General features: G+C 64.9%; 18 protein-coding genes and 1 pseudogene. 11 read left to right on the top strand and 8 right to left on the bottom strand.

The window, feature by feature from the left end:
- Positions 1 to 212 precede the first annotated feature (212 nt).
- Both PST29_RS15515 and PST29_RS15520 read left to right on the top strand, forming a co-directional pair.
- A complete protein-coding gene (locus PST29_RS15515; protein ID WP_060843606.1) occupies positions 213 to 1,319 on the top strand; it encodes an enoyl-CoA hydratase/isomerase family protein in 1,107 nt (368 codons plus the stop codon).
- A gap of 4 nt (positions 1,320 to 1,323) precedes the next feature.
- The gene (locus tag PST29_RS15520) at positions 1,324 to 2,475 is read left to right on the top strand and encodes an acyl-CoA dehydrogenase family protein (protein WP_060839324.1); all 1,152 of its coding nucleotides are present in this window, start codon (positions 1,324 to 1,326) and stop codon (positions 2,473 to 2,475) included.
- Between the two features lie 98 nt (positions 2,476 to 2,573).
- On the opposite strand, the pseudogene PST29_RS15525 reads toward PST29_RS15520, so the two are convergent.
- From PST29_RS15525 to PST29_RS15555, 7 genes and pseudogenes are all read right to left on the bottom strand, one after another.
- Positions 2,574 to 4,007, bottom strand: a pseudogene (locus PST29_RS15525) (type VI lipase adapter Tla3 domain-containing protein); the annotation flags it as partial.
- Positions 4,008 to 4,269: 262 nt separating this feature from the next.
- Positions 4,270 to 5,043, bottom strand: coding sequence for an enoyl-CoA hydratase (locus tag PST29_RS15530; protein WP_060839326.1), 774 nt, complete (start codon positions 5,041 to 5,043; stop codon positions 4,270 to 4,272).
- A 21-nt stretch (positions 5,044 to 5,064) separates the two neighbouring features.
- On the bottom strand, positions 5,065 to 6,192 hold the full coding sequence (locus PST29_RS15535; RefSeq protein WP_060839327.1) for an acyl-CoA dehydrogenase: 1,128 nt from the start codon (positions 6,190 to 6,192) through the stop codon (positions 5,065 to 5,067).
- A 12-nt stretch (positions 6,193 to 6,204) separates the two neighbouring features.
- Positions 6,205 to 7,395 carry an acetyl-CoA C-acyltransferase gene (locus PST29_RS15540; RefSeq protein ID WP_060843607.1) on the bottom strand — a complete coding sequence of 397 codons (1,191 nt, stop codon included), beginning with the start codon at positions 7,393 to 7,395 and terminating at the stop codon, positions 6,205 to 6,207.
- Between the two features lie 12 nt (positions 7,396 to 7,407).
- Positions 7,408 to 8,169, bottom strand: coding sequence for an SDR family NAD(P)-dependent oxidoreductase (locus tag PST29_RS15545; protein WP_060843608.1), 762 nt, complete (start codon positions 8,167 to 8,169; stop codon positions 7,408 to 7,410).
- Positions 8,170 to 8,183: 14 nt separating this feature from the next.
- Positions 8,184 to 9,848, bottom strand: a complete 1,665-nt coding sequence (locus PST29_RS15550; protein WP_060843609.1) for an AMP-binding protein — start codon at positions 9,846 to 9,848, stop codon at positions 8,184 to 8,186.
- A gap of 351 nt (positions 9,849 to 10,199) precedes the next feature.
- Entirely contained in the window at positions 10,200 to 11,222 is a 1,023-nt protein-coding gene (locus PST29_RS15555) for an AraC family transcriptional regulator (protein ID WP_060839331.1), read from the bottom strand.
- Positions 11,223 to 11,570: 348 nt separating this feature from the next.
- Here PST29_RS15555 and PST29_RS15560 point away from each other — a divergent pair, with 348 nt between their 5' ends.
- The 7 genes from PST29_RS15560 to PST29_RS15590 all read left to right on the top strand — a co-directional run bounded on the left by PST29_RS15560 (position 11,571) and on the right by PST29_RS15590 (position 20,041).
- Positions 11,571 to 12,881 (top strand): ABC transporter substrate-binding protein, encoded by a 1,311-nt coding sequence (locus PST29_RS15560; protein ID WP_060843610.1) that lies wholly within the window; start codon positions 11,571 to 11,573, stop codon positions 12,879 to 12,881.
- Positions 12,882 to 13,038: 157 nt separating this feature from the next.
- Positions 13,039 to 13,965: a carbohydrate ABC transporter permease gene (locus PST29_RS15565; RefSeq protein WP_060843611.1), complete on the top strand. Its 927-nt coding sequence runs from the start codon at positions 13,039 to 13,041 to the stop codon at positions 13,963 to 13,965.
- A 10-nt stretch (positions 13,966 to 13,975) separates the two neighbouring features.
- Positions 13,976 to 14,806, top strand: coding sequence for a carbohydrate ABC transporter permease (locus PST29_RS15570; protein ID WP_060843612.1), 831 nt, complete (start codon positions 13,976 to 13,978; stop codon positions 14,804 to 14,806).
- A 24-nt stretch (positions 14,807 to 14,830) separates the two neighbouring features.
- Positions 14,831 to 15,934 (top strand): ABC transporter ATP-binding protein, encoded by a 1,104-nt coding sequence (locus PST29_RS15575; RefSeq protein ID WP_060839335.1) that lies wholly within the window; start codon positions 14,831 to 14,833, stop codon positions 15,932 to 15,934.
- A gap of 25 nt (positions 15,935 to 15,959) precedes the next feature.
- Entirely contained in the window at positions 15,960 to 17,435 is a 1,476-nt protein-coding gene (locus PST29_RS15580) for a mannitol dehydrogenase family protein (RefSeq protein ID WP_060845133.1), read from the top strand.
- A 151-nt stretch (positions 17,436 to 17,586) separates the two neighbouring features.
- Entirely contained in the window at positions 17,587 to 19,083 is a 1,497-nt protein-coding gene (gene xylB / locus PST29_RS15585) for a xylulokinase (protein ID WP_060843613.1), read from the top strand.
- A gap of 13 nt (positions 19,084 to 19,096) precedes the next feature.
- On the top strand, positions 19,097 to 20,041 hold the full coding sequence (locus PST29_RS15590; protein ID WP_060839338.1) for a carbohydrate kinase family protein: 945 nt from the start codon (positions 19,097 to 19,099) through the stop codon (positions 20,039 to 20,041).
- Between the two features lie 117 nt (positions 20,042 to 20,158).
- Here PST29_RS15590 and PST29_RS15595 read toward each other — a convergent pair whose 3' ends face one another.
- Positions 20,159 to 21,460 carry an OprD family porin gene (locus tag PST29_RS15595; protein ID WP_060843614.1) on the bottom strand — a complete coding sequence of 434 codons (1,302 nt, stop codon included), beginning with the start codon at positions 21,458 to 21,460 and terminating at the stop codon, positions 20,159 to 20,161.
- 647 nt (positions 21,461 to 22,107) lie between these two features.
- On the opposite strand from PST29_RS15595, the gene PST29_RS15600 reads away from it, so the two are divergent.
- The gene (locus PST29_RS15600) at positions 22,108 to 23,460 is read left to right on the top strand and encodes a UDP-glucose dehydrogenase family protein (protein WP_060841947.1); all 1,353 of its coding nucleotides are present in this window, start codon (positions 22,108 to 22,110) and stop codon (positions 23,458 to 23,460) included.
- A complete protein-coding gene (locus tag PST29_RS15605) occupies positions 23,457 to 24,476 on the top strand; it encodes an NAD-dependent epimerase (RefSeq protein ID WP_060839340.1) in 1,020 nt (339 codons plus the stop codon). The genes PST29_RS15600 and PST29_RS15605 overlap by 4 nt, the downstream gene beginning before the upstream one ends.

Consider the following 24,476-nt stretch of genomic DNA (forward strand, 5'->3'; position numbering starts at 1 on the left):
ATAACGGCTATTTCACAGCCGATTCTGTCGCCAAGGCTCTAGACCTTGACCCAGAGCTGTCTTGCAAGGCCCGGCAGGTATTTATCGTCATGCAAAAATGCACAGTCGACCTGCAGCTTTCGGGGTTGTAATCGGCAAATTTGCACTGTTACGATCCGCCGATGCTCGCGCGCGAGCCTCATACAAAAAACAATAAAAGCAGGGAGTTAGTGATGACTGCTCAGGTTTCATCCCAGACGACACGGGACCTCGACGCCACCTCGGACGAGGTGCTGGTGGAGGTGCGCAACCACATCGGTCACCTGACCCTCAACCGCCCCGCCGGACTCAACGCCATCACCCTGTCGATGGTGCGCACCTTGCAACGCCAGCTCAACGCCTGGGCCCAGGATCCGCTGATCCACGCGGTGGTCCTGCGCGGCGCCGGGGAAAAGGCCTTCTGCGCCGGCGGCGACATCCGTTCGCTGTACGACAGCTATCAGGGCGGCGATACCCTGCACGAGGATTTCTTCGTCGAGGAATACGCCCTGGACCTGACCATCCACCATTACCGCAAGCCGGTGCTGGCCCTGATGGACGGCTTCGTTCTCGGTGGCGGCATGGGCCTGGTGCAAGGTGCCGACCTGCGGGTGGTCACCGAGCGCAGTCGCCTGGCGATGCCGGAAGTGGCCATCGGTTACTTCCCGGATGTCGGCGGCAGTTACTTCCTCTCGCGGATACCCGGTGAGCTGGGCATCTACCTGGGCGTCAGCGGCGTGCAGATCCGCGCCGCCGATGCGCTGTACTGCGGCCTGGCCGACTGGCACCTGGACAGCGGCAAGCTGGACCTGCTGCACCAGCGCCTGGATCGCCTGCACTGGAGCGACTCGCCGCTCAAGGACCTGCAGGGCCTGCTGGCCAAGCTGGCGGTACAGAGCCTGCCCGACGCGCCGCTGCAAGCCCTGCGCCCGGCCATCGATCACTTCTTCGCCCTGCCGGACGTGGCGAGCATCGTCGAGCAACTGCGCCGCGTCACGGTTGCCGACAGCCACGAGTGGGCCACGACCACCGCCGACCTGCTGGACAGCCGCTCGCCCCTGGCCATGGCCGTGACCCTGGAGATGCTGCGCCGCGGCCGGCACCTGAGCCTGGAGCAATGCTTCGCCCTGGAGCTGCACCTGGACCGCCAGTGGTTCGAGCGCGGCGACCTGATGGAGGGCGTGCGCGCCCTGATCATCGACAAAGACAAGACCCCCCGCTGGAATCCACCGACCCTGGCCGCCCTCGAGGCGCAGCGGGTGGCGAGCTTCTTCAGCGGTTTCGACGACAGCGGGAGCTGAGCCCATGCACGACATTGAACTGAGCGAAGAACAAGTGATGATCCGCGACATGGCCCGGGACTTTGCCCGTGGCGAGATCGCGCCCCATGCCCAGGCCTGGGAAAAGGCCGGCTGGATCGACGACGCCCTGGTGCGCAAGATGGGCGAGCTGGGCCTGTTGGGCATGGTGGTCCCCGAGGAATGGGGCGGCAGCTACCTGGACTACGTGGCCTACGCCCTGGCGGTGGAGGAAATCTCCGCCGGCGACGGCGCCACCGGCGCCTTGATGAGCATCCACAACTCGGTGGGCTGCGGGCCGATCCTCAACTACGGCAGCCAGGAGCAGAAACAGCAATGGCTACCGCGCCTGGCCGCCGGCGAAGCCATCGGCTGCTTCTGCCTGACCGAACCCCAGGCCGGTTCCGAAGCCCACAACCTGCGCACCCGCGCCGAGCTGCGCGACGGCCAGTGGGTGATCAACGGCGCCAAGCAGTTCGTCAGCAACGGCAAGCGCGCCCAACTGGCCATCGTCTTTGCGGTGACCGACCCGGAACTGGGCAAGAAAGGCCTGTCGGCGTTCCTGGTACCCACCGACACCCCGGGGTTCATCGTCGACCGCACCGAGCACAAGATGGGCATTCGCGCCTCCGACACCTGCGCGGTCACCCTCAACCAGTGCACCATCCCCGAAGCCAACCTGCTGGGCGAACGGGGCAAGGGCCTGGCCATTGCCCTGTCCAACCTTGAGGGCGGCCGCATCGGCATCGCCGCCCAGGCCCTGGGCATCGCCCGCGCCGCGTTTGAAGCGGCCCTGGCCTACGCCCGGGAACGGGTGCAGTTCGACAAGCCGATCATCGAACACCAGAGCATCGCCAACCTGCTGGCCGACATGCACACCCGGCTCAATGCCGCGCGCCTGCTGATCCTGCACGCCGCGCGCCTGCGCAGCGCCGGCCAGCCGTGCCTGTCGGAGGCCTCCCAGGCCAAGCTGTTCGCTTCGGAGATGGCCGAGAAGGTCTGCTCCTCGGCCATGCAGATCCATGGCGGCTACGGGTACCTGGAGGACTACCCGGTGGAGCGCTACTACCGCGATGCGCGGATCACCCAGATCTACGAAGGCTCCAGCGAGATCCAGCGCCTGTTGATTGCCCGCGAGCTGAAGCATTACCAGCTGTAGGCATTGACGCCGAAAACAAAAAATCGCAGCCCAGGCTGCGATTTTTTTGGCTGTTTCCCGTAGTAGCCGGCTTGCCGGCGAAGAGGCCCTGCCGCCTAAGGCTGTAATCTCACCTCGAAGTGCTGACTGCCAAGGGGCTTTTTACCTGGGGTTGGCGCCGTTACGCTGATGATCGTCGCCTGGTCCTGGCGACGCAGGGGAATGACCACGCTGGTGTCGGCATTCTGGTAGCTGGCCATGGCGGCCAGCGCAATGGCCACGAACGGTGAAGCCGCACCGGTATCGCCCAGGCGTTGGCTGAGGTCGTAACCCTCCCGGGAGTCGCGCAGGTCCAGCGAGCTGCGGGCAGCAGTGAGGGCCGGCAACAGTTCGCCCAGTGGTGTGCTGCTCAGGCCGCCGTCGTAGAACACCCGAGCCGGAGCAGGTGCAACGGTGTCAGTGGCCTTTTTCCAGGCGCTGGCCAGTTGGGCGGTCAAGGCATCGCGTTCCAACCGTTTGCCGTTGTCCGGGCGCTGCAGGGAAACGCTGACCGGGCGGTGGAGCTGGGCCAGCACCGGCAAGGCGTCCCATTGTTCAAAGGCGCGTTCAGTCCAGGGTTGCGGGATGAACGCCGAAGGCTGGAACTCGACGCCAGGTTTACGCCAGCCCCAACCGGTGAATTCGGGATCAATCCTGTTCTTGTTGACCTTGGTGAAAGGTGCGTAATAACGCAGCCACTCGACCCGCTCGGGGCGGCCTACGACCATGGCGACCATCGAGTCGGTGAGTTCGCCGGGTTTGCGTGGCCCTGCCCCACCGATCAAGGGCGCCTTTCTGGCGGAAAGTGCGAACGACATATTGAAGCCTTCATTGGCGTAAACCAGCACCGCCGGAAGGTCAGGGTTGCGTTCGAACAGCTGGAACAGGTTTTCGATCAGGCCTTCGGGAGTATCACTGCAGACAACGCCGTCCTGAAGGTTGCGAATACGATGCCAATGCAGTCCTGCCGGTGTCCGCATGTCATTGACCATGGCAGACAGGCTGATTTGCGTTCTTTCAGGGGTAAAGCGAAGGTTCGGGGTTTGTGGATTCCAGCCTCGAACCACCGTGAGGGTGGGAATCGGCCACTTCTCGGGGAAGTCCCTCAATCCCAGCTCCAGCGCGTCCGCTTCGCGCTTTTCATAAGCCATGTCCTTGTCATCGGCCGTCTGGGGATAGAGCTGCGGATCCATGGGCAGGATGCTGCCCACCTGCCGTGCCTCGGGTTGTCTGACGCCCTGTTGTTGCAACGCCTGCCAAACCTGCCCCTGGCGAAAGACGTCCAGGCTCATGCCGATGCTGAGCACATCCAGGGTTTGCAATCGGGGTGAAGCGACGGGTGCACGGTAACGAGGTTCAACTGGCATGGCGGGAGCCTTCCTGGCGGGGGGATAGGCCGTCACGGGCGTGGCCGGGCCGGCAAAGCAACGGCCTGCCATCAGCGGCAGCTCCGCGGCCTGAACCCACTGGCCGGCCTGCAACAGGCAGCCGATAAACAGCAGTGTGCGGTGCATGGGAACAGCCCTCTCCTTTTGGCCCGGATCATCGGCGTCATGTTGCTCAGCTGCCGTTGGGGATCATTGATAAAAGCGGCCCAGATTACAGTGCTCTCCAAGGTCATAGGGGCAGCCGAGGCAAAAAAAAGCAGCCTGGGCTGCGATAGTTTTGCGCGAAACCTCTGTAGGAGCCGGCTTGCCGGCGAAGAGGCCCTTGAGTCATGCACTGCTCTCGGGGACGTCTTCGCTGGCAAGCCAGCTCCTACAGGGGGCTGTGCGGTTACTGATCCTTGAACTGCGGATCACGCTTGGCGATGAAGGCGGCCATGCCCTCTTTCTGGTCCTGGGTGGCGAAGGCGGCGTGGAACACCCGGCGTTCGAAGCGCACGCCTTCGGACAGGCTGACTTCGAAGGCGCGGTTCACGCTTTCCTTGATCATCATGCTCACCGGGATCGATTTTGCGGCGATCACGGCGGCGACCCTCAGGGCTTCTTCCACCAGCTCGTCCGCCGGCACGATGCGCGCGACCAAGCCGCAGCGTTCGGCTTCCACGGCGTCGATAAAGCGTCCGCTCAGGCACATTTCCATGGCCTTGGCCTTGCCCACGGCGCGGGTCAGGCGCTGGGTGCCGCCCATGCCCGGCAGCACGCCGAGGTTGATTTCCGGCTGGCCGAACTTGGCGTTGTCACCGGCCAGGATGAAGTCGCACATCAAGGCCAGTTCGCAGCCGCCACCCAGGGCGAAGCCGTTGACCGCGGCGATGATCGGCTTGCGCCGGTTGGCCACGCGGTCGCTGTCGCTGAACAGGTCGTCGAGGTAGATCTGCGGGTAGGTCAGCTCGGCCATTTCCTTGATGTCGGCACCGGCGGCGAAGGCTTTCTTCGAGCCGGTGATGACGATGCAGCCGATCTGCGGGTCGGCTTCCAGGCGGTCCAGGGCCTGGTTCACCTCGCCGACGATCTGCGCGTTGAGGGCGTTCAGCGCCTGGGGACGGTTGAGGGTGATCAGACCGACCCGGTCCTTGATGTCCAACAAGATGGTTTCGTAGCTCATGTATCAGCTCCTGCTAAAAAGTCAGAGATTGCGCGAAATGACCATGCGCTGGATGTCGCTGGTGCCTTCGTAGATCTGGCAGATGCGCACGTCGCGGTAGATACGCTCCAGCGGGAAGTCGCTCAAATAGCCATAGCCGCCCAGGGTTTGCAATGCCGCCGAGCAGACCTTCTCGGCCATTTCCGAGGCAAACAGCTTGGCCATCGAGGCTTCCACCAGGGCCGGCTTGCCGCTGTCGCGCAGGGCCGCGGCGTAATGCACCATTTGCCGCGCCACGGCGATCTGGGTGGCCATGTCCGCCAGGCGAAACGCCACGGCCTGGTGCTCGATGATCGGCTTGCCGAAGGTTTCGCGCTCGCGGGCGTAGTCTCGCGCCGCTTCGAACGCGGCCCGGGCCATGCCCACCGATTGTGCGGCAATGCCCACGCGGCCGCCTTCGAGGTTGGCCAGGGCGATCTTGTAGCCCTCGCCCTCCTCCCCCAGGCGGTTGGCCAGCGGCACCTTCACATCCTCGAAAAGGATCTGGCAGGTGTCGCTGGCGTGCTGGCCAAGCTTGTCCTCGATGCGCGCAACCTTATAGCCCGGCGCATCGGTGGGCACGATAAAGGCGCTGATGCCGCGCTTGCCGGCCGCCGGGTCGGTGACCGCGAACACGATCACCACCCCGGCGTTCTGCCCCGAGGTGATGAACTGCTTGCAGCCGTTGAGCACATAGTGGTCGCCGTCGCGGCGGGCCCGGGTTTTCAGGCTGCTGGCGTCGGAGCCGGCCTGGGGCTCGGTGAGGGCGAAGGCGCCAAGCATGGCGCCGCTGGCCAGGGGCTTGAGGAAACGCTCTTTCTGCTCGTCGTTGCCGAACTTGAGGATCGGCACGCAGCCCACCGAGTTGTGCACGCTCATGATGGTGGAACAGGCACCATCACCGGCGGCGATCTCCTCCAGGGCCATGGCATAGGCCAGGTAGCCGGTGTCGCAGCCGCCCCACTGCTCGGGCACCAGCATGCCGAAGAAGCCCAGCTCGGCCATCTCGGCGATGGCCTCCCTGGGAAAGCGGTGCTCGCGGTCCCAGTCGGCGGCAAAGGGCTTCAGACGCTCCTGGGCAAATTGCCGGGCGGCGTCGCTGATCTGCAGTTGTTCGTCATTGGGCAACATCGGGATTCCTCGTTACAGGCATTCAACGGCCATGGCCGTGGCTTCGCCACCGCCGATGCAGATCGCGGCCACGCCACGCTTGAGGCCCTTCTGGCGCAGGGCAGAGAGCAGGGTCACCAGGATCCGCGCGCCGGAGGCACCGATCGGATGGCCCAGGGCGCAGGCGCCACCGTGCACGTTGACCTTGGCGTGGGGAATGTCCAGCTTGCTCATGGTCACCAGGCTGACCACGGCGAAAGCTTCGTTGATTTCGAACAGATCGACATCGCCCAGTGCCCAGCCGGTCTTTTTCAGCAGCCGCTCGATGGCGCCCACCGGGGCCACCGGGAACAGGCTCGGGGTGTCGGCGAAGGCCGCGTGCCCGTGGATCACCGCCAGCGGCTTGAGGCCGCGCTTGTCGGCTTCGGAACGGCGCATCAGCACCAGGGCCGCGGCGCCGTCGGAGATCGAGCTGGCGTTGGCGGCGGTCACGGTACCACCGTCGCGGAACGCCGGCTTCAAGGTGGCGATCTTGTCCAGCTTGGCCTTGGGCGGCTGCTCGTCATCGCTGATCAGCTTCGACTCCTTGCCGATCATCACGTGTAGGGGAACGATCTCGTCCTTGAACAGGCCGTCCTTGATCGCCTGCTGGGCGCGGGTCAGGGAAGCCACGGCGAAGTCGTCCTGGGCCTGGCGGGTGAAGCCGTTGGCCTCGGCGCAGTCCTCGGCAAAGGTGCCCATCAGGCGGCCCTTGTCGTAGGCATCTTCCAGGCCGTCGAGGAACATGTGATCGAGCACCTTGCCATGGCCCATGCGGTAGCCGCTGCGGGCGCGGTCCAGCAGGTACGGGGCATTGGACATGCTTTCCATGCCGCCGGCGATCACCACCTCGGCGCTGCCGGCCAGCAGCATGTCGTGGGCCAGGATGGTGGCCTCCATGCCGGAGCCGCACATCTTGTTCAGGGTGGTGCAGCGGGTGCCCTTGTCCAGGCCGGCGCCCAGGGCCGCCTGGCGCGCCGGGGCCTGGCCAAGGCCGGCGGACAGCACGCAACCGAACAGCACTTCCTCCACCGCTTGCGGGGCGATTCCTGCGCGCTCTACCGCGGCGCGGATGGCCTCGGCCCCCAGTTGCGGGGCGCTGAGGCCCTTGAGTTCACCCTGGAAACCGCCCATCGGGGTGCGGACGGCGCTGACAATGACGATTGGATCGTGGGCAATGGACATGAGAATTCCTCCTTACTTGGCGGCCATGCGCAAGGCGCCGTCGAGACGGATCACCTCGCCGTTGAGCATGCTGTTTTCAATGATATGCCGCACCAGCGCGGCGTACTCGGCGGGCTTGCCCAGGCGCGGTGGGAACGGCACCCCGGCGGCCAGACCGGCGCGCACTTCGTCGCTCATGCCGGCCATCATCGGGGTTTCGAAAATCCCTGGGGCAATGGTCATCACCCGAATGCCGAAACGCGCCAGCTCGCGGGCCACCGGCAGGGTCAGGCTGGCGATGGCGCCCTTGGACGCCGCATAGGCGGCCTGACCGATCTGCCCGTCGAAGGCGGCGATGGAGGCGGTGTTGATGATCACCCCGCGCTCGCCATCGGCATCGGCCGCGCTTTCGGCAATGGCCGCCGCGGCCAGGCGCAGCAGGTTGAAGCTGCCGATAAGGTTGACGTTGATCACCTGGCTGAAGCTGGCCAGGGCATGGGGGCCGTTCTTGCCCAGGACCTTCTCGCCGCGCACGATGCCGGCACAGTTGACCAGGCCGTTGAGCCCGCCAAAGGCCTTGACCGTGGCCTGCACCGCCGCTTCGGCCGCGGCCTCCTGGCTGATGTCCGCCACCACGCTGTGGCAGCCCAGTTGCTGGGCCCGGGCCGCCACGGCCTCGGCATTGAGGTCCACCAGCATCACCTTGGCGCCGGCGGCCACCAGCATTTCAGCGCTGGCCGCACCGAGGCCGGAAGCACCACCACTGACGAGAAAAACCTTGTTTGCGATCTGCATCGTTTCAATCCTGTTTACGCGGTAGCTGTTGACGCCGCGGCCTCTTGAGCCTTGGCGATTTCCTGGTTGCGCAAGATAAAGCGCTGCAATTTGCCGCTGGGGGTCTTGGGCAAATCACTGACAAATTCGATTTCACGGGGGTAGGAATGGGCCGCCAGGCGCTTGCGCACATGCTGGCGCAGCTCCTCGGCCAGCTCCGGCGTGGCGCGGTACTGCTCGCTGAGCACCACGAAGGCCTTGACCAGCTCGGTGCGCTCCGGATCGGGCTTGCCCACCACCGCCGCCTCCACCACCGCCGGGTGTTCGATCAGGGCACTTTCCACGTCGAAGGGACCGACCCGGTAGCCGGATGTGGTGATTACATCGTCGCTGCGGCCGACGAAGCTGATGCTGCCGTCCTGGTTCAGCTCGACGGTGTCGCCGCTGAGGTAGTAGTCACCGACGAACGCCTTGGTCGGCACCCCGGCGTAACCGGCGAACCAGCACATCGGCGACTGGCTACGGTCGATGGCCAGGATGCCCGGCTGGCCGACACCCAGCTCGCGGTACTCTTCGTCCAGCACCACGATGCGGTGGCCGGGCGAGGCGAAACCGGCGGCGCCGACATGCACCGGGTGGTCCAGGCCGTGGTGGTTGCACAGCACCATGCCCAGCTCGGTCTGGCCGTAATGGTCGTGGATCACCACGTCCAGCTGTTCGGCGAACCAGCGGATGACCTCCGGGTTCAGCGGCTCACCGGCGCTGCTGACGATGCGCAGGCGCCCCTTGATCGAACGGGCGAACTGGTCGCCGCCGGCGATCAGCAGGCGGTAGGCCGTAGGCGAGCCGGTGAGGTTGGTGATGCCGTACTTGTTGATCACCCGGCAGGTGCTTTCCAGGGTGAAGGGGCCATCGTAGAAGGTGATCGGGTGACCCAGGCCCAGCGGCCCGGTAACGCCGAAATAGATGCCGTAGGCCCAGCCCGGGTCGGCGACGTTCCAGAACGCATCCTCGGGGCGCAGGTCCACCGCGTCGCGGGAGTAGTTCTGGAACGCGACAATGGCCTTGAGCGGCACTTCCAGGGCTTTCGACGGGCCGGTGGTGCCCGAGGTGAACATCAACAGGAACGGGTCTTCGCCGGTCAGCAGCACCGGCTCGCACTGGGCCGGGTACTGTTCCAGCTCGGCCCAGAAACTGAAATCGCCGCGCACGATGCCCTGCCCTTTGGCCGCCGCGACCGTGACGACGGTCGGGCACTCGGCGACTTCCGCCAGCTTCGGTCGGTTCACCGCGTCGCAGATCACCAGCTTGGCCTTTGAACTGTTGAGGCGGTGTTCGATGGCCTTGGGGCCAAAGGCGGTGAACAGCGGCTGGTACACCGCGCCGATGCGCCAGGTGGCCAGCACCGTGATCAGCAACTCGACATTGCGCGGCAGCAGCCCGGCGACCTTGTCGCCCTTGCCGACCCCCTGGGCCAGGAAGAAATTGGCCAGGCGTGCGGCCTTGTCCTGCAGTTCAGTGAAGGTATAGGTGGCGCTGCTACCGTCGCGGCCCTCCCAGAACAGCGCGATGCGCCCGGGCAACGCATGCCGGTCACAACATTCGACGCAGGCATTGAGCGCCGACAGCGAACCCGCCAGGGCGGCGTCGACACAGTGCTGATAATTGAAATCCTTGATGGCGGACTGGTAGTTGCGCATTGCCTGAATCCCTCACTGTTCTTATTAGGATGGGAACCTCATGAAAAGCAGGGAAATACTGGCGCCAGAGCCCTCGCGCGACAATGGTCAAAGCTATCAAGTTGCGTGACCGGTTTGGCCAAGAACCCACCCCGGCCGTGGCGACCGGCAGGCCCCGCGCTCGTTGCAGGAACCGGCTTGCCGGCGCAGGCGCAACCGCAGTGGTGCACGGCTTGCGGGCCTCTTCGCCGGCAAGCCGGCTCCTACAGGGAACTGCACGGTGTATCTGACTGCTGTAGGAGCTGGCTTGCCAGCGAAGGCGTCGGCCGGGGCGGCGCAGGGCTTGCGGCCCCTTTGTCGGCAAGCCGCTTCCTACGAGAGGTCCGGGTCGTTGAGGATCAGGCTGCGGTAATGCCCGGGGTTGGAGCCGGACCATTTGCGAAACGCCTTGTAGAACGAACTGGTGTCGGCAAACCCCAGGCGCCCGGCTATCTCGGCGAAACTCAGTTGCGGCTCCGCCAGCCAGACAATCGCCAGCTCCTTGCGCACGCTGTCCTTGAGCGCCTGGTAGCTCTGGCCCTCCTCGGCCAGGCGGCGGCGCAGGGTCGAGGCGGACATGCACAGGCTCTGGGCCAGGCTTTCGCTTTCCGGCCACTGCTCGCCGGGCAATTGCCGCAACTGTTGCTTGATGCGGCTGGCCAGGCTCTCGGGGTCGCGGTACTTCACCAGGATGTTGGCCGGGGCCTGGGCCAGAAAGCGCTTGAGCTCTTCCTCGCTGCGCTTGATCGGCAGGTCCAGGCAATCGGCGGCGATGATCATCCGCGTGCGCGACCGGGCAAAGCGCAGGTTGTCGGAGAACATCACCCGGTAGTCGTCGCAGAAGTCCGGCTGCGGGCAGCGCAGCTCGATCGCCAGGATCGGAATCCGCCGCCCCGCCAGCCAGCAGGCCACGCCATGGACGATCATCCAGTAGGTGAAATAGGTGAAGGCCCGGCCCGGCGCATGCTCGTCGTCCTGCAGGACGATTTCCGCCAGGCTCTGCTGGCGCACCAGTTGCGCCGGCAGGCGTTCGAACATCAGCGACAGAAAGCCCAGCACCGAATCCAGCCCCGCCGCCAGGGTCGGCTGGGCCATGGCCGAGCGGCAGAGAAAGGCCAGGCTGCCGGACTTCAGCCGGCGCGGATCCATGCCGAAAAACTCGTCATCCAGACGCCGGGCCAACAACCGCCAAAGCCGGGCATAGGCGCTGGCCGGGACGCGCGCGCAGCCCTGCTGCAGGAGCGCCGGATCAATCCCGACCTTGTTCAGCACTTCCGCGGTGGCCGCCCCCGGCGCACAGCTTTGCAGCAGCGCCTCGCGCACCAGTTGCATGGAGATGGTGTCTTTTTCCGCCATCGTGACCAACGTTTTCCTAAGGATTCCGGGATCGCCATCTTAGGCAGTGACCGGGAAAAAGCCAGTGGGCTTTGGCCGTAGTTGACAGCCTCGCACCAGCGAAAACCGATACGGATTCGTCCGCCCCTGCATCGCCCCGCCACCCGGGCAAGCCGCGCAACCCGCGACCACGGCCAACGACCCACTATCCCGGTAGTGCAAAAAAGTATCGATTCAAGTGTCAGGGATGATTTGTCAGCACCGCGTTGGCGGGCTGTAATCAGCCCACATTCTGCCTCGTCCGGCAGAAGACATAACAACAATAACCGTCCTTCTGCAGCCCGCACCGGCGCAGAACAGGAGTGACCGATGAACCCTTGCACCAAAGCCCTGCTCGTCACCACCTGCATGACCCTCAGCAGCGTCACCCTCGGCGCCCAGACCCTGACCATCGCCACCGTCAACAACAGCGACATGATCCGCATGCAACGGCTGTCGAAAACCTTCGAGGCCGAGCACCCGGACATCCAGCTCAACTGGGTGGTGCTGGAAGAAAACGTCCTGCGCCAGCGCCTGACCACCGATATCGCCACCCAGGGCGGGCAGTTCGACGTACTCACCATCGGCATGTACGAGGCCGCGCTCTGGGGCGCCAAGGGCTGGCTGCAACCGATGCAGGACCTGCCCGCCAGCTATGACCTGGATGACGTCTTCCCCTCGGTGCGCGAGGGGCTGTCGGTCAAGGGCACGCTCTATGCCCTGCCGTTCTACGCCGAAAGCTCCATGACCTACTACCGCACCGACCTGTTCCAGCAGGCCGGCCTGAGCATGCCGGAACGGCCGACCTGGGAGCAGATCGGCGAGTTCGCCGCCAGGCTCAACAAACCCGGCCAGGAGCAATACGGCCTGTGCCTGCGGGGCAAGGCCGGCTGGGGCGAGAACATGGCCCTGATCACCACCCTGGCCAACAGCTACGGCGCGCGCTGGTTCAATGAGCAATGGCAGCCTGAATTCACCGGGCCGGAGTGGAAGAACGCCCTGACCTTCTACGTCGACAACATGAAGAAATCCGGCCCGCCGGGGGCTTCGAGCAACGGTTTCAATGAAAACCTGGCGCTGTTCAACAGCGGCAAGTGCGCGATCTGGGTCGACGCCAGCGTCGCCGGCTCCTTTGTCACCGACCAGAGCCAGAGCAAGGTCGCCGAGCAGGTGGGCTTCACCTTTGCCCCGCATCAGGTCACCGACAAGGGCAGCGCCTGGCTGTATTCCTGGTCCTTGGCGATCCCCGCCAGTTCCAAGGCCAAGGACGCCGCCAGGACCTTCACCACCTGGGCCACCTCCAAGGAATATGCAGCCCTGGTGGCGGAGAAGGACGGCATCGCCAACGTGCCGCCGGGGACCCGGGCTTCGACCTACAGCGCGGCCTACATGAACGCCGCGCCGTTCGCCCGGATCACCCTGGAATCGCTGAAGGCGGTGGACCCCAGCAAACCGACCCTCAAGCCGGTGCCCTACATCGGCATCCAGCTGGTGACCATTCCCGAGTTCCAGGCCATCGGTACCCAGGTCGGCAAGCTGTTCTCCGCGGCGCTGATCGGCCAGAGCACGGTGGACCAGGCCCTGGCCGCCGCGCAGCAGAGCACCGAGCGGGAAATGAAGCGCGCCGGCTACCCGAAATAACCCGGCACGCCTGGTAGGAGCCGGCTGGCCGGCGAAGAGGCCCTTGAGTCTTGCGCAGTGTTCAAGGACGCCTTCGCTGGCAAGCCAGCTCCTACGCGCAACCCGGCCATGCCAGCGCAGTGTCGCGCCCCCTCATACCCAACTGGTTGTGATCCTCATGAATACCTCGACTGCCAAGCTCCATCTGCCAGCGCAGGCGGCTCGCCGCAAGCGTCGCCTGGCCAGCCCCGGCTGGTTCCTGGTCAGCCCCTCGGTGGCGTTGTTGCTGCTGTGGATGATCGTGCCCCTGGGCATGACCCTGTACTTCTCGCTGATCCGCTACAACCTGCTGTACCCCGGTGAAAACCCGTTCGTGGGCCTGGAGAACTTCAGCTACTTCCTCAGCGACTCGGGCTTTGTACCCGGGGCCACCAACACCCTGTTGCTGGTGGGCAGCGTGCTGCTGATCAGCGTGGTGTTCGGGGTGTTGATCAGTGCCCTGCTGGAAGCCAGCGAGTTCTTCGGCCGGGGCCTGGTCCGGGTGCTGCTGATCTCGCCGTTCTTCATCATGCCCACGGTGGGCGCGCTGATCTGGAAGAACCTGATCTTTCACCCGGTATCGGGCATCCTCGCCGCCGTGTGGAAGCTGTTCGGCGCCCAGCCGGTGGACTGGCTGGCCCATTACCCGCTGCTGTCGATCATCCTCATCGTCTCCTGGCAGTGGCTGCCGTTCGCCATCCTGATCCTGATGACCGCCATGCAGTCCCTGGACCAGGAACAGAAAGAAGCCGCACGCCTGGATGGCGCCGGCCCCATCGCGATCTTCTGGCACCTGACCCTGCCGCACCTGGCGCGGCCGATCGCGGTGGTGGTGATGATCGAGACCATCTTCCTGCTCTCGGTGTTCGCCGAAATTTTCACCACCACCAACGGCGGCCCGGGCTACGCCTCGACCAACCTGGCCTACCTGATCTACAACCAGGCGCTGGTGCAGTTCGACGTGGGCATGGCGTCGGCCGGCGGCCTGATCGCCGTGGTCATCGCCAATATCGCCGCGATCATCCTGGTGCGGATGCTCGGCAAGAACCTGACCGACCAGAGCTGAGGAGCCCGCCATGACCCTGCAACAATCCCGACGCCTGCGCAGCCTGCTGCTGGGCACCCTGGCCTGGGCCATCGCGATCCTGATCTTCTTTCCGATCTTCTGGATGGTGCTGACCAGCTTCAAGAGCGAAATCGATGCCTTTGCCACGCCGCCGCAGTTCATCTTCACGCCGACGCTTGAGAACTACCTGCACATCAACGAGCGCAGCAACTACTTCGCCTACGCCTGGAACTCGGTGCTGATCTCCTTCAGCGCCACCGCCCTGTGCCTGCTGATCGCGGTGCCGGCGGCCTACTCCATGGCCTTCTACGAGACCCGCCACACCAAGCGCACCCTGCTGTGGATGCTCTCGACCAAGATGCTGCCGCCGGTGGGCGTGCTGATGCCGATCTACCTGCTGGCCAAGAGTTTCGGCCTGCTGGACACGCGCATTGCGCTGATCGTGATCTACACCCTGATCAACCTGCCGATCGTGGTGTGGATGGTTTACACCTACTTCAAGGACATCCCCCGGGACATCCTTGAAGCCGCCCGCCTGGACGGCGCCACACTGGCCCAGGAGATGCTCCGGGTGCTGCTGCCCATCGCCAAGGGCGGGCTGGCTTCCACCGTGCTGCTGTCGCTGATCCTGTGCTGGAACGAAGCCTTCTGGTCGCTGAACCTGACCTCTGCCAATGCCGCCCCGCTGACCGCGCTGATCGCCTCCTACTCCAGTCCCGAAGGGTTGTTCTGGGCCAAGCTCTCGGCGGTTTCGACCCTGGCCTGCGCGCCGATCCTGATCTTCGGCTGGATCAGCCAGAAACAGCTGGTGCGCGGCCTGTCCTTTGGCGCAGTGAAGTAACCCTCGAATTGTTGGAGACACCCCATGGCTCACCTGAAAATCAGCAACCTGCAAAAAGGCTTCGAAGGCTTCGAGATCATCAAGGGCATCGACCTTGAGGTGAACGACAAGGAATTCGTGGTCTTCGTCGGCCCTTCGGGCTGCGGCAAATCCACCCTGCTGCGGCTGATCGCCGGGCTGGAGGAAGTCAGCGGCGGTCGCATCGAGCTGGACGGGCGCGACATCACCGAAGTCAGCCCGGCCAGGCGCGACCTGGCCATGGTGTTCCAGACCTACGCCCTGTACCCGCACATGAGCGTGCGCAAGAACATGTCCTTCGCCCTGGACCTGGCCGGGGTCGACAAGGCCCTGGTGCAGAAGAAGGTCGATGAGGCGGCGCGCATCCTCGAACTGGGGCCGATGCTCGAACGCAAGCCCAAGCAACTGTCCGGCGGCCAGCGCCAGCGCGTGGCCATCGGCCGGGCGATTGTGCGCAACCCGAAGATCTTCCTGTTCGACGAACCGCTGTCCAACCTGGATGCCGCGCTGCGGGTGCAGATGCGCCTGGAGCTGGCGCGCCTGCACCAGGAGCTGCAGGCCACCATGATCTACGTCACCCACGATCAGGTCGAAGCCATGACCCTGGCGGACAAGGTGGTGGTGCTCAACGGCGGCCGGGTGGAACAGGTGGGCGCGCCCCTGGAGCTGTATCACAACCCGGCCAACCTGTTTGTCGCCGGCTTTCTCGGCACGCCGAAAATGGGCTTTCTCAAGGGCCACGTCAGCCAGGTCGACAGCCAGGGGTGCGAGGTGCACCTGCAGGCCGGGGCGCGCCTGCACCTGGGCCGCCACAGCGCGCAACTCAAGGTCGGCAGCGCGGTGACCCTGGGCATCCGCCCCGAACACCTGGAGCTGGGCGAGCCCGGCCGCGCCAGCCTGCCGGTGACCGCCGACGTTGCCGAGCGCCTGGGCAGCGACACCTTCTGCCATGTCCGCAGCAGCGGCGGCGAAGCCCTGACCCTGCGCATCCGCGGTGACCTGGCCAGCCGTTACGGCGAGCAACTGCACCTGCAACTGGACCCCGAGCACTGCCATCTGTTCGATGACCAAGGCCAGGCCGTTCCCCGCTTGCTGCGCGCCGCCGCCTGATCCCCCGATGACCGAGAGCCCCCGCATGAAACTCAATCGCTTGAACCTCAGCCAATTGCCGCCCCAGGTGCGGCTGCCCGCCTACGGGCCCGCCGACACCCGCCAGGGCATTGCCCACATCGGCGTCGGCGGCTTTCACCGGGCCCACCAGGCCTATTACACCGACGCCCTGATGAACCGGGGCCTGGGCCTGGACTGGAGCATCTGTGGCATCGGCCTGCGCCCCGAGGATCGCCGCGCCCGGGACGATCTGGCTGGCCAGGACTACCTCTACAGCCTCTTTGAACTGGGTGACGGCGACGGCCACGAAGTGCGGGTAATCGGCGCCATCAGCCAGATGCTGCTGGCCGAAGACGGCGCCCAGGCGCTGATCGACAAGCTGGCCAGCCCGGAGATCCGCATCGTCTCCCTGACCATCACCGAGGGCGGCTACTGCATCGACGACAGCACTGGCGAGTTCATGCTCCATCTGCCGCAGATCCAGCACGATCTGGCCCACCCGCGGCAGCCGCGCACGGTGTTCGGTTTTCTCTGCGCCGCCCTGGCTCGACGCCGGGCCGCGGGCATCCCGGCCTTCACCCTGATGTCCTGCGATAACCTGCCGCACAACGGCGCGGTGACCCGCAAGGCGCTGCTGGCCTTCGCCGCCCGCCACGACGCCGACCTGCACGACTGGATCGCCCGTCACGTCAGCTTCCCCAACGCCATGGTCGACCGCATCACCCCCATGACCAGCAACGCTCACCGCCTGCAACTGCACGATGAACACGACATCGACGACGCCTGGCCGGTGGTCTGCGAACCCTTTGTCCAGTGGGTGCTGGAAGACCGCTTCTGCAACGGCCGCCCGGCCTGGGAGCAGGTCGGCGTGCAGTTCACCGACGACGTCACGCCCTATGAAGAGATGAAGATCAAGCTGCTCAATGGCAGCCACCTGGCCCTGACCTACCTGGGTTTTCTCAAGGGCTACCGCTTCGTCCACGAAACCCTGGACGACCCGTTGTTCGTCGCCTACCTGCGGGACTACATGGACCTGGACGTGACCCCGCAACTGGCGCCGGTGCCGGGCATCGACCTAGCGGCGTACAAGGACACCCTGATCCAGCGCTTCTCCAATCGGGCGATTGCCGATCAGCTGGAGCGGGTGTGCAGCGACGGTTCATCGAAGCTGCCCAAGTTCACCGTGCCCACGGTCAACCGCCTGATCGCCGATGGCCGCGACACCGAACGCGCGGCCCTGGTAGTGGCGGCCTGGGCCCTGTACCTGCGGGGGGTGGACGAAAACGGCAGGTACTACTCGATCCCCGACCCCAGGGCCGAGTTCTGTCAGGCCCTGGTGGCCGACGACAGTCTGTTGACCCAGCGCCTGCTGGGGGTGGAGGAGATCTTCGGTGTGGCGATTGCGCGCTCCGCCGAGTTCATCGCCGCCTTCGAACGCTGCTTCAACAGCTTGCGCGAACACGGCGTGAGCCAGACCCTGGAACGCTTGCTGGCGCGATGAAGTGCCCTGGACGGCAGCTTGCCAGGCAAGGGCCTGCGTGCCTTTTCGCCGCCTCGCCCAAGGCCCGGCAGCGGCCACCGGCCATAAGCGGCCGGGGCGGCCAGGCGGAGAGTCTCCAGAGCGCCAACAACCACCGGAACCGGGAACCCTCATGACTCAATCCAGGCTTTTTCTTGGCATCGACTGCGGCACCCAGGGCACCAGGGCGCTGATTCTCGACAGCCTCAGCGGCACCGTCCTGGGCCACGGCGCCGCGCCCCACCGCCTGATCAGCGGCGCCAATGGCCGCCGCGAGCAGGACCCGGCGCAGTGGCTGCAGGCCTGCATCGGCGCAACCCGGCAGGCATTGCAGGCAGCCGGGGTGGATGGCGGGCAGGTGCTCGGTGTCGGGATTTCCGGCCAGCAGCACGGGCTGGTGCTGCTCGATGACCAGGGCCAGGTGCTGCGCCCGGCCAAGCTCTGGTGCGACACCGAAAGCAGCGCCGAGAACCAGCGCCTGCTGGACTGGCTGGGGGGCACCCAGGGTTCCCTGGAGCGTCTGGGGCTGGCCATCGCGCCGGGCTATACGGTGTCGAAACTGCTCTGGACCCGGGAGCAGCAGCCTCAGGTGTTCCAGCGTATCGCGCACATCCTGCTGCCCCACGACTACCTGAATTTCTGCCTGACCGGACGCTGTTGCAGCGAGTACGGCGACGCCTCGGGCAGCGGCTACTTCGATGTGCGCAAACGTGATTGGGACCGCGCCCTGCTGGCCCATATCGACCCCAGCGGACGCCTGGAACGGGCCTTGCCGCACCTGCTCGAAGCGCATCAGGCGGTGGGCCGCATCCAGCCCGCCATCGCCCGGCAACTGGGCATCAGCGCGGAGGCATTGGTGGCCAGCGGCGGTGGCGACAACATGCTCGGGGCGATCGGCACCGGCAACATCCAGCCCGGCATCATCACCATGAGCCTGGGGTCCTCCGGCACCGTGTATGCCTTTGCCGAACAGCCATGGGTCAGCCCCGAGCCGGCGGTGGCCACCTTTTGCTCCTCCAGCGGTGGCTGGCTGCCGCTGATCTGCACCATGAACCTGACCAACGCCACCACCCTGGTGCGCGAGCTGCTGGGCCTGGATCTGGCCGGCTTCAACCAGCGCCTGGCGCAAGCGCCGATCGGCGCCGGTGGCTTGTGCCTGTTGCCGTTTTTCAACGGTGAACGGGTGCCCGCCCTGCCCCATGCCCAAGGCAGCCTGCATGGCATGACCCTGGACAACCTGACCCAGGCCAACCTGTGCCGCGCCGTGGTCGAAGGCACCACCTTCGGCTTGCGCTACGGCCTGGATCTGTTGCGTGCGGCGGGCTTGCACAGCCAGAGCATCCGCCTGATCGGTGGCGGGGCAAAAAGTCCGCTGTGGCGGCAGATGGTCGCCGATATCATGCACACCCCGGTGATCTGCCCCCTGGAGCACGAAGCCGCGGCCCTGGGCGCGGCGATCCAGGCCGCCTGGTGTCACGGCCGGGAGCAGCAGCCGACACTGGATCTGCAAGCACTCTGTGAACGCTGCGTGCACCTGGACCCGGGCAGCGCCACCCAGCCTCGGGCCGAACACGTAGCGGCCTACGAACCGTTGTACCAAGGTTACCGACAACGACTGACAACCCTTTGAAGAGCGAATGACTATGTATTTGGTGTGTGGCGAGGCGCTGTTCGACTTTTTCAGCGCGGATGAGGCCGGTGCTCCGGCCAATAAAGTGGCGTTCCAGGCGATTGCCGGTGGTTCGCCGTTCAACGTGGCGGTGGGCCTGCGCCGCCTGGGCATCGACGCCGCGCTGCTGGCCGGACTGTCCCGGGACTACCTGGGCCAGCGCCTGCGGCGGGTGCTGCAAGAGGAAGGTGTGAACACCGACTACCTGCGGGAATTCGCCGCCCCGACCACCCTGGCCATGGTCGCCGTGGGCGCCGATGGCTCGCCGCACTACAGCTTCCGGGGCGAAGGCTGCGCCGATCGCCAATTGCTCGAAGAACACCTGCCGGAGCTGGACGCCGGGGTGCGCGGGCTGCATGTCGGCTCGTTTGCCCTGGTGGTGCAGCCGATTGCCGACACCCTGCTGGCCCTGGTGCGCCGCGAGCGCGGGCGGCGGCTGATCAGCCTCGACCCCAATGTGCGGCTCAACCCGCAGCCGGATATCCAACTGTGGCGCCAGCGCATCGCCGAACTGGCCGGGTACGCCGACCTGATCAAGGTCAGTGACGAAGACCTGACCCTGCTCTACCCCGGGCAAGCGCCGCAGACGCTGATCCAGGGATGGCTGCAGGGCAATGCCCGACTGGTGTTCCTGACCCGCGGCAGCCAGGGCGCGACGGTGTTCAGCGCCCGGCATGGCAGCTGGTCGGTGGCAACGCCCAAGGTTCAAGTGGCCGACACCGTGGGCGCCGGCGACACCTTCCAGGCGGCGCTGATTGCCTGGCTGACCGAGCAGGGGCTGGACTCGCCCCAGGGCCTTGAGCAACTGACCCGCGAACAGACCGACGCCCTGCTGCGCTTTGCCGTCAACGCCGCCGCCCTGACCTGCACCCGCACCGGCCCGGACCTGCCCTACCGCCATCAACTGCAACCGCTGTAGGCGCCGGCTTGCCGGCGAAGGGGCCCGTCAGCCTTGCGCCGATTCGGGCGACACCTTCGCTGGCAAGCCAGCTCCTGCAACATTCAGTGCCGCCGTGGTGCTTTTCCTCGGCCCTGGTCAGAGCAGGGAGAAGTTGTAGCTGACGATCAGCCGGGTTTCGTCCATGTCGCGGGCGATCTTCTGGTAGTTGCTGCGGTAGGTGGCGTTGCGCAGGCGCAGGCTGACGTCCTTGAAGGTGCCGCTCTGCACCACGTACTTGAGTTCGCTGTCGCGCTCCCACTCGCGGCCTTCGCGCAGGCTGCCCGGAACCTTGATGTGGTCACCGCTGACGTAGCGGGTCAGGAAACTCAGGCCATTGAGGCCAACGGCCTTGAAGTCGTAGTCGTAGCGCAGCTGCCAGGAACGCTCCTGGATCGCCGCGAAGTCGTTGACCTGCACGTAGTTCACCAGGTACGGGTTGCTGCCATCCAGGTAGGGCATCGAATTGTCGCCGTACATGCGCTGCCAGCCGGCGCTCAGGGTGTGACCGCTGAGGCTGTAGCCGAGCAAGGTGCTCAGGGCGCGGTTATCGATGCCACCGGCGCGCTCGGCGCCGGTGTCGGCACTCTTGAGCAGGCGCAGGTCGCCCTTGAGCACGCCAGGGCCCAGGGGCTGGTTGGCCAGCAGGCCGACAAAATGCTGGCGGTAGATGTCTTCCAGCTCGGCGTAGTGATACTGGCCGGTCAGTCGCTCGTTGAACTTGTAGTCCAGGCCGTAGGTGTCGAAGTGATCCGCCGTGGTGTTGCAGGCATAGCGCTTGTTCTTGCAGTGCACGCGGATGTCCTGGGCGTCGGTGGAATCCCGGGCGGTGTAGCGGTTGAGCCGTGCGGCGGTCAGGGTCAGGTCCTTGACCTCCCTGGAGGTCAGCACCGCGCCATTGAACATCGTCGGCAGCAGGCGCCCGTCGTTGTACTTGAGCAGCGGCAGGTCCGGCAGTTGCGCGCCGTACTTGAACACGGTCTGCGAGACCCGGACCTTGGCGGTCAGGCCCAGTTTGGCGTACTGGTCCGCCGAGCCCCGCGGGTCGTGTCCGCTGGAAGGCAGCAGGCCGCTGTTGCTGCGGTCGGGGCTGGAGTCGAGCTTGATCCCCAGCATGCCCAGGGCATCCAGGCCGAACCCCACGGTGCCTTCGGTGTAGCCCGACTGCAGGTTGAGGATGAAGCCCTGGGCCGACTCCTCACGCTTGGAAGCCCCCTGCTCGGTGCTGGTATGGCCGTCACGAAAATCCCGGTTGAAGTAGATCGTGCGTGATTCCAGCTTGGCGCTGCTGTCCTCAAGAAAGCCGTCGGCGTGAACCGACGGGGCAAATCCAGCCCACAGGACGGCGGCTCCGAGGCCCAGCAGCGGGCACGGATGGATCAGGGAAAAAGGGGGACGCATGAACAGGCTCCAGCACAAATCAGTGACGCGAGGTCGGTAGGGAGAGACCCAGGACTCATTCATCCTGCAAATCAAAGAATGCAGGTTGAATTGATTGAATCAATGAGGGGCGCCCATGATGGCAGATGGCCAAAACCGCCCCAACCCGACTTTAGTCTGACTCCCCGGTCGAAAAACAGCGCGTGACGGCGAGCGACCCAATACCGGCAAAAACAGGAATAAACCTGTCATTTTTTTCAATTTTTCATCAGATCGGCAGCCGGGCAAAAACTGTCCGAACGATCAGAAATGCCCTCGGCCTGAATAGCCAGTAGTCAATGCTGGCAAAAAAGCATCATTTTTTTATCGCTTAGACATACCGTCTGTCGGATTTTTTGTCTTTTGAAAATACCGAAACAACTATTTGACGCTTTACCTTACAACCCTCATAAGACAGTTTAACTCATTGATTTATATGTATTTATATCAATCGCTGAGAATATGAAAAACGGCAGTGTCATTTATGCAACACCGCAAAACGTCAATTAAACGTCTTCCCACTGTGATAGTGTCAAAAAAAGAGCGCGATGGCGGCAATGTGCCATACGCCTTTTGCGGAAGGTGAGCCACAGCCTCACCCAACACTCATCATGGACGAGGTCGTTCCCTTGGAAGTCAGCGTTTTCGGTACTGGTTATGTCGGCCTGGTGCAAGCAGTTGCCCTCGCCGATGTCGGGCATAACGTGGTGTGTGTCGATATCGACAGCCAGAAAATCGCCCAGCTGCAACGTTCTATTCCGCCGATTCACGAGCCGGGTCTGGCGACCCTGATCGAAGAGAATCAAAAGGCCGGCCGACTGCACTTCACCACCCAGGCCAGCGACGCCGTGGGCCATGCCCAGGTGATCTTCATCGCGGTCGGCACGCCCTCCAACGAAGACGGCTCGGCGGACCTCGACCATGTCCTGGCGGTGGCCCGCAAGATTGCCAGCCTGATGCTCAGCGACAAGACCCTGGTGATCAAATCCACGGTGCCGGTGGGCACTGCCGATCTGGTGGTCGAAACCGTCGCCGAGCAACTGGCGGACCTGGGCCAATCCCAGCTACGGGTGCACGTTGTCTCCAATCCGGAGTTCCTCAAGGAAGGCTCGGCCGTGGCCGACTGCATGCGCCCGGACCGGATCATCGTCGGCTGTGCCCATGACCTGCCCCGCCAACAGTTGAGCGAACTGTACGCGCCGTTCAACCACAACCATGACCGACTGATGTTCATGGACAACCGCAGCGCCGAGCTGGTCAAGTACGCGGCCAACGCGATGCTCGCCACCCGCATCAGCTTCATGAACGAGATGGCCAACTTGGCGGAACGCCTGGGGGTGGACATCAACGCGGTGCGCAAGGGCATCGGCGCCGATCCGCGCATCGGCTACCACTTCATCTACCCGGGCGCCGGCTTCGGCGGCTCGTGCTTCCCCAAGGACCTGCGGGCGCTGATCCACACCGCCGAAAGCCACGGGCTGGAACCGCACATGCTCAAGACCGTGCGCGACGTCAACGAGCAGCAACGCCATGTGCTGTTTCGCAAGCTCAAGGCGCACTTGGGCGACGACCTGCAGGGCAAGGTCATTGCTCTCTGGGGCCTGGCCTTCAAGCCCAACACCGACGACATGCGCGAAGCCACCAGCCGCTACCTGATGCAGGCACTGTGGGATGCCGGGGCCAGGGTCCAGGCCTACGACCCGGAAGCCATGACCGAATGCCGGCGCCTGTACGGCTACCGTGATGACCTGCAGCTGTGCGCCACCCGCGATGACGCCCTGCAAGGCGCCGATGCGCTGGTGATCTGCACCGAATGGAAAGCCTTTCGCGTGGTGGACTTCAAGTTGCTGCGCGACACCCTCAAGGACCGCCTGATCGTCGACGGGCGCAATCTCTACAACCCGCAACAGGCAGCGGACGCCGGTCTGCACTATCTGAGCATTGGCCTGCCCTACCGCATCCCGGAGGCCCTTGGCGCATGAATATCCTGATCACCGGAGCCGCCGGTTTTATCGGCGCCCATACCGCACTGCGTCTGCTCAAGGATGGGCACCAGGTCACCGGGCTGGATAATTTCAACGACTACTACGACCCCCAGCTCAAGCGCGACCGGGTGCGCTGGGTGGAACGGCAAGTGGGGCACTTCCCGCTGCAACGCCTGGACCTGGCCGACAGCGCCGGGCTGGAGCGGCTGTTTGCCGAGATCCGGCCCCAGGTGGTGATCAACCTCGCCGCCCAGGCCGGGGTGCGCTACTCCCTGGAAAACCCCAAGGCCTACCTGGACAGCAACCTCAGCGGTTTTCTCAACCTGCTGGAAATGTGCCGGCGCTTCCCGGTGCAGCACCTGATCTATGCCTCTTCCAGTTCGGTGTACGGGGCCAACCAGCAGACCCCGTACAAGGTCAGCGACAACGTCGACCATCCGCTGTCGCTGTATGCGGCGAGCAAGAAAGCCAACGAGCTGATGGCCCACAGCTACAGCCACCTGTTCGGCGTGCCGGCCACCGGCCTGCGCTTCTTTACCGTGTACGGGCCCTGGGGCCGGCCGGACATGTCGCCGATCCTGTTTGCCGACGCCATCAGCCAGGGGCGTCCGCTGAAGCTGTTCAACTACGGCATGCACCAGCGCGACTTCACCTACATCGACGACATCGTCGAATCCCTGGTGCGCCTGCTGGACAAGCCACCGGCGCGGGACCCGCTGTGGGATCGCGAACAGCCGGACCCCTCCACCAGCATGGCGCCGTGGCGCCTGTTCAACATCGGTGGCCAGCGCCCGGTGGAGCTCAAGGACTACGTCAGCACCCTGGAGCGGCTCCTCGGCCGCCAGGCCCAGGTGGAGTACCTGCCCCTGCAGCCCGGTGACGTGCTCAACACCTGTGCCGATGTCAGCGCCCTGGAAAACCTCACCGGTTTCGGACCCCAGGTGCCCCTGGATGAAGGCCTGGGCCATTTCGTCCAGTGGTACCGCAGCTACTACACCGGCACCCGGTCCTGA

This window comes from Pseudomonas sp. St29, assembly GCF_001547915.1.
GTDB lineage: Bacteria > Pseudomonadota > Gammaproteobacteria > Pseudomonadales > Pseudomonadaceae > Aquipseudomonas.

Excerpts from the sequence above, each read along its gene's own strand:
- PST29_RS15515 (WP_060843606.1), top strand. The coding sequence starts at position 213 with ATGACTGCTCAGGTTTCATCCCAGACGACACGGGACCTCGACGCCACC.
- PST29_RS15520 (WP_060839324.1), top strand. The coding sequence starts at position 1,324 with ATGCACGACATTGAACTGAGCGAAGAACAAGTGATGATCCGCGACATG.
- PST29_RS15530 (WP_060839326.1), bottom strand. The coding sequence starts at position 5,043 with ATGAGCTACGAAACCATCTTGTTGGACATCAAGGACCGGGTCGGTCTG.
- PST29_RS15535 (WP_060839327.1), bottom strand. The coding sequence starts at position 6,192 with ATGTTGCCCAATGACGAACAACTGCAGATCAGCGACGCCGCCCGGCAA.
- PST29_RS15540 (WP_060843607.1), bottom strand. The coding sequence starts at position 7,395 with ATGTCCATTGCCCACGATCCAATCGTCATTGTCAGCGCCGTCCGCACC.
- PST29_RS15545 (WP_060843608.1), bottom strand. The coding sequence starts at position 8,169 with ATGCAGATCGCAAACAAGGTTTTTCTCGTCAGTGGTGGTGCTTCCGGC.
- PST29_RS15550 (WP_060843609.1), bottom strand. The coding sequence starts at position 9,848 with ATGCGCAACTACCAGTCCGCCATCAAGGATTTCAATTATCAGCACTGT.
- PST29_RS15555 (WP_060839331.1), bottom strand. The coding sequence starts at position 11,222 with ATGGCGGAAAAAGACACCATCTCCATGCAACTGGTGCGCGAGGCGCTG.
- PST29_RS15560 (WP_060843610.1), top strand. The coding sequence starts at position 11,571 with ATGAACCCTTGCACCAAAGCCCTGCTCGTCACCACCTGCATGACCCTC.
- PST29_RS15565 (WP_060843611.1), top strand. The coding sequence starts at position 13,039 with ATGAATACCTCGACTGCCAAGCTCCATCTGCCAGCGCAGGCGGCTCGC.
- PST29_RS15570 (WP_060843612.1), top strand. The coding sequence starts at position 13,976 with ATGACCCTGCAACAATCCCGACGCCTGCGCAGCCTGCTGCTGGGCACC.
- PST29_RS15575 (WP_060839335.1), top strand. The coding sequence starts at position 14,831 with ATGGCTCACCTGAAAATCAGCAACCTGCAAAAAGGCTTCGAAGGCTTC.
- PST29_RS15580 (WP_060845133.1), top strand. The coding sequence starts at position 15,960 with ATGAAACTCAATCGCTTGAACCTCAGCCAATTGCCGCCCCAGGTGCGG.
- xylB (WP_060843613.1), top strand. The coding sequence starts at position 17,587 with ATGACTCAATCCAGGCTTTTTCTTGGCATCGACTGCGGCACCCAGGGC.
- PST29_RS15590 (WP_060839338.1), top strand. The coding sequence starts at position 19,097 with ATGTATTTGGTGTGTGGCGAGGCGCTGTTCGACTTTTTCAGCGCGGAT.
- PST29_RS15595 (WP_060843614.1), bottom strand. The coding sequence starts at position 21,460 with ATGCGTCCCCCTTTTTCCCTGATCCATCCGTGCCCGCTGCTGGGCCTC.
- PST29_RS15605 (WP_060839340.1), top strand. The coding sequence starts at position 23,457 with ATGAATATCCTGATCACCGGAGCCGCCGGTTTTATCGGCGCCCATACC.